Genomic DNA, 7,911 nt, shown 5'->3' on the forward strand with positions numbered 1-7,911 from the left:
ACCGGAAGGTGGGACGGGCGCCGTCGAGGGTGCTACTGGGCGTCGGCGCCCGCGTTGCGCTTGCCGAACCGCTTCTCGAAGCGGGCGACGCGGCCACCGGTGTCGAGGATGCGCTGCTTGCCGGTGTAGAAGGGGTGGCAGGCGGAGCAGGTCTCGACGGTCAGCTGACCGGTCGGGCTGGTGCTGCGGGTCGTGAACGTGTTGCCGCAGCCGCAGGTCACGGTGGTGACGTTGTAGGCCGGGTGGATGTCGGGCTTCATGGCTGCTGCCTCTTCTACGAAGTCTGGGTCGTTCAGTCGGTCAGAACGCCGGGGGCCGGAGGACTATTTCCAGCCGCGCCGACGGGGCTCGGTCGACCAGTCTCCCAGATGGCCGGGAGGTGCTGGAACGGCCCCCGTCCAGGGCCCACCCCGGACTCGCGAAGGGTGGGGTGGACGGGGGTCCTTCAGTTGTCCGGACCCAGCGTCGTCTTCTGGATTTGCATGAGGAACTCGACGTTGTTGCGCGTCTTCTTCAGCTTCTCGAGCAGCAGCTCCAGCGCCTGCTGGGGCTCGAGCGCGGCGAGCACCCGGCGCAGCTTGATGACGATGGCCAGCTCGTCGGGCGACATGAGGATCTCCTCCTTGCGCGTGCCCGACGCGTTGACGTCGACGGCCGGGAAGACCCGCTTGTCCGCCAGCCGGCGGTCGAGCTTGATCTCCGCGTTACCCGTGCCCTTGAACTCCTCGAAGATGACCGTGTCCATCGTGGAGCCGGTCTCGACCAGCGCCGAGGCGATGATCGTGAGGGAGCCGCCGTTCTCGATGTTGCGGGCAGCACCCAGGAAGCGCTTGGGCGGATAGAGCGCCGTGGAGTCGACACCACCGGAGAGGATGCGCCCGCTGGCGGGGGCCGCCAGGTTGTAGGCGCGGCCCAGGCGGGTGATCGAGTCCAGCAGGACGACGACGTCGTGGCCCATCTCGACCAGACGCTTGGCCCGCTCGATGGACAGCTCCGCGACCGTGGTGTGGTCCGACGGCGGACGGTCGAAGGTCGAGGCGATGACCTCGCCCTTCACCGAGCGCTGCATGTCGGTGACCTCTTCCGGACGCTCGTCGACCAGGACGACCATCAGGTGGCACTCGGGGTTGTTCGTCGTGATGGCGTTGGCCAGCGACTGCAGCACCATCGTCTTGCCGGCCTTCGGCGGCGACACGATGAGCGCCCGCTGCCCCTTGCCGATCGGCATGACCAGGTCGATGACCCGGGTGGTCAGCAGGTGCGGCTCGGTCTCCAGCCGCAGGCGGTCCTGCGGGTAGAGCGGGGTCAGCTTGGTGAACTCCGGCCGGTTGCGGGCCTGCTCGGGGTCCAGGCCGTTGACCGTGTCCAGCCGGACCAACGCGTTGTACTTGTCCTTGCGCTCGCCCTCGCGGGGCTGGCGGACGGCGCCGGTGATGGCGTCACCGCGGCGCAGGCCGTAGCGGCGCACCTGCGACAGCGACACGTAGACGTCGTTCGGCCCCGTCAGGTAGCCCGAGGTGCGGACGAACGCGTAGTTGTCGAGCACGTCGAGGATGCCGGCGACGGGCAGCAGGACGTCGTCCTCGCTGACGGTGGGCTCGCCCTGGTCGAAGCGCTCCCGACCGGTGCCGCGCTTGTTGCGGTCGCGGTAGCGACGGCCCCGGCGACCGCGCCCGCCGTCGAAGTCGTCGTCCTCGTCCTCGGCCGGGCCGTTGTTGCGGTCCGCGCGTCCGGTGTCGGGACGTCCGGCGTCGGTGCGCCCGCCGTCGGTGCGGTTGTCCGGACGACCACCCCGCTCGTTGCGGTCGCGGTCGGGGCCGCGGTTCCCGTCACGGGCACCGCCGTCGCGGGCGCCGCCGTCCCGGTTGGCGTCGCGGTTGCCGCGCTCGGCACGGTCACCGTTCTCGCGGTTGCCGCGCTCGGCGCGGTCGTTGCCGTCGCGGCCGGCGCGGTCACCGTTCTCGCGGTTGCCGCGCTCGGCCCGGTCACCGTTCTCGCGGGCGGTCTCCCGCTCGCTCCGGTTCCGGTTGCGGTTCCGCTGCGGACGATCGCCGTCACGGGAGTCGCCGTCACGGGAGTCGCCGTCGGACGGGGCGTCGGTCTCCGCGGGCGCGGAGGCCTCGGCCGGCGCGACGTCGGCGGCCGGAGCCCCGGTCGGCGAACCGGCCGGGCGGCTGGCGCCACGACGGGTGCGGGCGGGGGCCGCGCTGCCGGTCAGGGGGCCGCCGTTGCCGCCGCCGCTGATCGGGGCCTCGAGGGGTGCGGAGGTCGCAGCCACGCCGCGGGCGGCGTCGGCGCCACCGGTGGAGGCGCCTCCGGTGGAGGCACTCTCGGTCGGGGCACTCTCGGCGGAGGTGCTCTCCGCGGACGGGGCCTCGCTGGAGGGGGCCTCGGTGCGCGACGCGGACGCCGCAGAGTCCGGCCCGCCGACCTGGCGCTCGGAGATGGCGGCGACCAGGTCGCTCTTGCGCATCCGGCCGGTGCCGGAGATGCCCAGCTCGGAGGCCAAACGCTGGAGCTCGGGCAGCAGCATGCCGGCCAGCCCGTTGCCGCGGCGACGGGGGCGACCCGCCGTCCCAGAAGCGGCAGTTCCCTCGGCTGAGGCGTCCGATGCGCCGGTCGCGACGAGGTCGGTGGTTTCGCTCACGTACAGGTCCTTCCCTGCGGTGACCTGCGCCGTCTGGGCGCAGGGAGCCCGGTCCTCGTCGGCCGGCCGGAGGCGGGCGCACTCGAGGATCAGGTGGAGAAGATGCGGGGCGGATCAGCGGCGAAGATTCGAACTGCTTCGGCCCCGCGCGAGGCTCGCCCGAGTGGGCGGCTACGCCGTGAGCCTAATCGCAGCTCACAGGCGAGGACAACACCGGTACTTCGCAAGGTGTTCCCCGTTACCGAGACGAGACCTCGCGCGCCTCACGGGATACCCGCGCTCCGGTCGGGTCGACGTCCAGTGGCAGCACCGACCAGCCGTCCGGGACGAGCGCGGTGACGTCGCCGAGCTCCTGCTCGCCGGCGGGCCGGCCCGCGTCCCGCACGGTGCGCCGGGCCAGGACCAGCACCGACGGCCCCGCGCCGGAAACCACCGCCGCGTGCCCGGCGGCGCGCAACCGGTCGATCAGCTCGAGCGACGCGGGCATCGCCGCCGCCCGCTGCCGCTGGTGCAGCCGGTCCTCGGTCGCCTCCAGCAGCAGCCCGCCCGAGGTGAGCGCGTGCACGAGCAGGGCCGAGCGGCCGGCGTTGAACGCGGCGTCCGCGTGCGGCACGAGCTCGGGCAGCAGGCCCCGCGCGACCTCGGTCGACAGGGTCGCGTCCGGCACGAGGACGACGGGCAGGACGTCCTCGTGCACGGGCAGGCTGTCGGCGCCCACGCCGGCGTCGCCAGTCCAGGAGAGGGTCAGCCCACCGAACAGGCACGCGGCCACGTTGTCCGGGTGCCCCTCCATCTCGGTGGTCAGGCGGAGGACTGCGTCCAGGTCGATCGCCTCGACGTCGGGGCAGAGCGCCCAGGCACCCAGGACACCGGCGACGACGGCCGCGGCGGAAGACCCCATCCCCCGGCCCTGCGGGATGGCGTTGCGCGCGCTGACCCGCAGACCGGACGGCGCCCAGCCGAGCTCGTCGCAGGCGGCCCGGAACGCCCGGACGACCAGGTGCGACTCGTCGGTGGGCAGCTCGCCCGCACCCACACCGTGCACCTCGACCACGAGACCAGAGGGCGCGACCGAGAAGTCGAGCACGTCGTGGTGGGCCAGCGCCAGCCCGGCGCAGTCGAACGCCGGACCGAGGTTCGCACTGGTCGCGGGGACGCGGACGGTCACCCGGTCGGGGTCCAGGACGGTCACAGCGTCACCGACGCTCCCGCGGGGCGCTCCGCTCCTCGCTCGTATGCCCAGGCCGCTTCCGCGCTCGTTCCGCTCCTCGCTCGTTCCTCGCTGCGATGCTCGCTCGCTGTCAGCGGCCGCCCCCCTGCGATGCTCACGCCCCTGTCCGCTCCAAACCCAGCTGCGCGGCGGCGGCGCCGGCGTCGACCGGGACGGTCAGCGGCGCGGGAGCGCCGGAGATCGCCCACTCCGGGTCCTTGAGCCCGTTGCCCGTGACCGTGCAGACGATCCGCTGGCCCGGCTCGAGCTCACCGGCGTCGGCGACCTGCAGCAGGCCGGCGACCGAGGCCGCGGACGCCGGCTCGACGAACACGGCCTCCGTGCGGGCCAGCATTCGGTAGGCCGAGAGGATCGCGCGGTCGGTGACGGCGTCGATGCGCCCGCCGGAGTCGTCACGGGCGGCCAGCGCCTTGGTCCAGGACGCCGGGTTGCCGATCCGGATGGCCGTGGCGATCGTGCTCGGGTTCTCCACCACGTGGCCGTCGACGATCGGCGCCGCACCGGCGGCCTGGAAGCCCCACATCCGCGGGGTGTGCGTGGCGATGCCGTCTGCGGCGTACTCGCGGTAGCCCTGCCAGTAGGCGGTGATGTTGCCGGCGTTGCCGACCGGGAGGCAGTGGATGTCGGGAGCGTCGCCCAGGACGTCGACGATCTCGAAGGACGCGGTCTTCTGGCCCTCGATGCGGAACTGGTTGACGCTGTTGACCAGGCTGACCGGGTAGTCGATCGCCAGCTTGCTGGCCAGGGCGAGGCAGTCGTCGAAGTTGCCGTCGACCTGCAGCAGCTTCGCGCCGTGGACCAGCGCCTGGGCGAGCTTGCCCATCGCGATCTTGCCCTGCGGGACGAGCACGGCGCAGACGATCCCGGCGCGCGCGGCGTAGGCCGCCGCGCTGGCGCTGGTGTTCCCGGTGGAGGCGCAGATGACGGCCTTGGCACCCTCCTCCACGGCCTTGCTGATGGCCATGGTCATGCCCCGGTCCTTGAAGGAGCCGGTCGGGTTCGCACCCTCGACCTTGAGGTAGACCTCGCAGCCGGTGCGCCGGGAGAGCTCCCGTGCGGGCAGCAGCGGCGTCGCCCCCTCGTGCAGCGTCACGACCGGGGTGCTGTCGCTGACCGGCAGCCGGGACCGGTAGGCCTCGATGAGGCCGGGCCAGCCCGGGGACACGATCGACGCGGTCATGACAACCCCTCCACACGGAGCACGCTGGTGACTCCTCGAACCGCGGGCATCTCCCGCAGCGCGGCAATGGTGGCCGACAGCGCCGCGTCCGGTGCGCTGTGGGTCACGATGACCAGGGTCGCGGCGTCGCCGCGGCCGGTCTGGCGGACCGTGGAGATGCTGACCCCGTGCTGCGCGAACTCCTGTGCGACGGCGGCCAGGACACCCGGCTTGTCGGCCACGTCGAGACTCACGTGGTACCGGGTGGGCGTCTCGTCCATGGGCCGGACGGCGAGGTCGGCGTACCCGGAGGGCCCCTGACCCGCCGCGCCGGTGACCCGGTTGCGGGCGACCGCCACCAGGTCCCCGAGCACCGCCGACGCGGTCGGCTCGCCGCCGGCTCCCTGGCCGTAGAACATCAGCTGCCCGGCCGCCTCGGCCTCGACGAAGACGGCGTTGAACGCGCCTCCGACCGAGGCCAGCGGGTGGCTGGTGGGGATCATCGCCGGGTGCACGCGCACGGCCACCGACTCGTTGCCGTCCTCGCCCGTCACCCGCTCGCAGATGGCCAGCAGCTTCACCGTGCAGCCGATCTCGGCGGCGCGGGAGACGTCGGTGGCGGTGACCGTCGAGATGCCCTCGCGGTGCACGTCGGCGGCCGACACCGGCGTGTGGAAGGCCAGCGACGCGAGGATGGCCGCCTTGGCGGCGGCGTCGAACCCGTCCACGTCGGCGGTGGGGTCGGCCTCGGCGTAGCCCAGGTCGGTGGCCTCGGCGAGCGCCTCGCCGAATCCGGCGCCGGTCTCGGCCATCCGCGACAGGATGTAGTTCGTGGTGCCGTTGACGATCCCGACGATCCGGGACAGCTGGTCACCGGCCAGCGACTCGCGCAGCGGCCGGAGGATCGGGATGGCACCGGCGACCGCGGCCTCGTAGTAGAGGTCCACGCCGGCCTTCGCGGCCGCGGCGTGCAGCGCGACACCGTCCTCCGCCAGCAGCGCCTTGTTGGCGCTCACCACGGACTTGCCCGACTCGAGCGCCGCCAGCATCAGCGACCGGGCCGGCTCGATGCCACCGATGACCTCGACGACGAGGTCGATGTCGTCGCGGGTGACCAGCGCGTGCGCGTCGGTCGTGAGCAGGTCCGCCGGGACGTCGGGGTGGTGCTGCGGACGCCGGACGGCGACGCCGGCGACCTCGACCGGGCGGCCGATGCGCGCGGCGAGGTCACCGGACTGCTCCTGCAACAGGCGGAGGACGGCGCTGCCGACCGTGCCGCAGCCGAGGAGGGCGACCTTGAGCGGACCGTTCACGAGCGGGCTCCTCCGGAGTGCTCGGGCGCCGGCTGGGACGGCGCGGGTGACGGTGCGGGACGACCGGCGAGGACGGCGTCGAGCGCGAACACGTCCGACAGTGTCTGACGGCGGACGATCTCGGTGGCCGAACCGTCGCGGACGGCCACCACCGGGGGCTTGAGCAGGTAGTTGTAGTTGCTCGCCATCGACCAGCAGTAGGCGCCGGTGGCGGCGACGGCGAGCAGGTCCCCGGGCTGGACGTCCGAGGGCAGCCACAGGTCGCGGACGAGGATGTCGCCGCTCTCGCAGTGCTTGCCCACCACCCGGCACAGCGCCGGCGGGGCATCGGAGCTGCGGTTGGCCAGCACGCAGGTGTAGGACGCGTCGTAGAGGGCGGTGCGGATGTTGTCGCTCATCCCGCCGTCGACCGAGACGTAGTTGCGCACCAACGGGGTGCCCGGCGTCCCGGACGCGCCGAGGCGGACCGGCTTGATGGTGCCGATCTCGTAGAGGGTGACCGTGCCGGGGCCGGCGATGGCCCGACCTGGCTCGACCGCCAGCCGCGGCACCGGCAGCTCCAGCTCGGCGCACTCGGCGGCGACGACCGAGCGCAGCCGTCCGGCGACGTCGGCGGGGCTGACCGGGTCGTCGTCCGGGAGGTAGGCGATGCCGAAGCCGCCACCGAGGTTGAGCTCCTCGAGCACCTGGCCGGTGGCGTCGCGGACCGCGCCCATCAGGCCGACCACGCGGTGCGCCGCCGCCTCGAACCCCGCGGTGTCGAAGATCTGCGAGCCGATGTGGCTGTGCAGCCCCGCCAGGCGCAGCGCCGGCTGCTCGACCACGCGGCGGGCCGCCTCCAGCGCGTCGCCGGTGGCCAGGGAGAAGCCGAACTTCTGGTCCTCGTGGGCGGTGGCGATGAACTCGTGGGTGTGCGCCTCGATGCCGACGGTGGTGCGGATCAGCACCGGCACCGGCGATCCACCGTCTGCCACGCGGGACGCGGCCAGCGGGACCAGCCGGTCGATCTCGTCGAACGAGTCGAGGACGACGTGCCCGATCCCCGAGTCGACGGCGAGCTCGAGCTCGACGATCGACTTGTTGTTGCCGTGCAGGGCGATGCGCTCGGCGGGGAAGCCGGCGGCCAGCGCGAGCGCCAGCTCGTTGCCGCTGCAGGCGTCCAGGTGCAGCCCGTCCTCGGCGATCCACCGGGCCACCTGGCCGCAGAGGAACGCCTTGGAGGCGTAGTGCACGTCGGCGTCGGTGAACGCCTCGGCGAACTCCGCGGCCCGGCCGCGGAAGTCGCCCTCGTCCAGCACGAACAGGGGGGTGCCGTGCGCTCTGGCCAGCTCGGTCACCGGGCGGCCGCCCACGTGCAGTTCGCCGTCGATCCGCTCGGCCGAGCGGGGCCAGACCTGGGGGTCGAGCACGCCGAGCTCCGCGGGTGGCGCGCCGGCGGCGGACGGCGGGCTGATGTTCCCGTGGAGGGGGCCGGCCGGGTGGAGTATACACAACTGCCGCCTCCGACGAAACGGAGAGGTGAAAACGACTGGGTCAACGATATCATAAAAAAACAAATCAA

General features: G+C 72.9%; 6 protein-coding genes. All 6 read right to left on the reverse strand.

Translation table 11 applies throughout. The annotated features are described in order from the left end of the window. Window positions 1-32: 32 nt before the first annotated feature. Complete coding sequence (rpmE, locus tag C5508_RS11215; protein WP_104525030.1) at window positions 33-260, reverse strand: 50S ribosomal protein L31; 228 nt, start codon at window positions 258-260, stop codon at window positions 33-35. Window positions 261-445: 185 nt separating this feature from the next. Further along, a complete protein-coding gene (gene rho, locus C5508_RS11220; protein ID WP_104525031.1) occupies window positions 446-2,647 on the reverse strand; it encodes a transcription termination factor Rho in 2,202 nt (733 codons plus the stop codon). A gap of 238 nt (window positions 2,648-2,885) precedes the next feature. Continuing rightward, the gene (gene thrB, locus C5508_RS11225; protein ID WP_104525032.1) at window positions 2,886-3,839 is read right to left on the reverse strand and encodes a homoserine kinase; all 954 of its coding nucleotides are present in this window, start codon (window positions 3,837-3,839) and stop codon (window positions 2,886-2,888) included. Window positions 3,840-3,972: 133 nt separating this feature from the next. Further along, window positions 3,973-5,058: a threonine synthase gene (thrC, locus tag C5508_RS11230; RefSeq protein WP_198598028.1), complete on the reverse strand. Its 1,086-nt coding sequence runs from the start codon at window positions 5,056-5,058 to the stop codon at window positions 3,973-3,975. After that, window positions 5,055-6,350: a homoserine dehydrogenase gene (locus tag C5508_RS11235; protein ID WP_104525033.1), complete on the reverse strand. Its 1,296-nt coding sequence runs from the start codon at window positions 6,348-6,350 to the stop codon at window positions 5,055-5,057. Before C5508_RS11235 ends, thrC begins: the two co-directional genes overlap by 4 nt. Further along, complete coding sequence (gene lysA, locus C5508_RS11240; RefSeq protein WP_232797059.1) at window positions 6,347-7,759, reverse strand: diaminopimelate decarboxylase; 1,413 nt, start codon at window positions 7,757-7,759, stop codon at window positions 6,347-6,349. The genes C5508_RS11235 and lysA overlap by 4 nt, the downstream gene beginning before the upstream one ends. Window positions 7,760-7,911 lie beyond the last annotated feature (152 nt).

It is taken from the genome of Blastococcus atacamensis, assembly GCF_002938425.1.
Classification (GTDB): domain Bacteria; phylum Actinomycetota; class Actinomycetes; order Mycobacteriales; family Geodermatophilaceae; genus Blastococcus; species Blastococcus atacamensis.

Bases quoted from the DNA above. Each gene is read 5' to 3' on its own strand.
- thrC (WP_198598028.1), bottom strand. From the start codon at position 5,058: ATGACCGCGTCGATCGTGTCCCCGGGCTGGCCCGGCCTCATCGAGGCC.
- rpmE (WP_104525030.1), bottom strand. From the start codon at position 260: ATGAAGCCCGACATCCACCCGGCCTACAACGTCACCACCGTGACCTGC.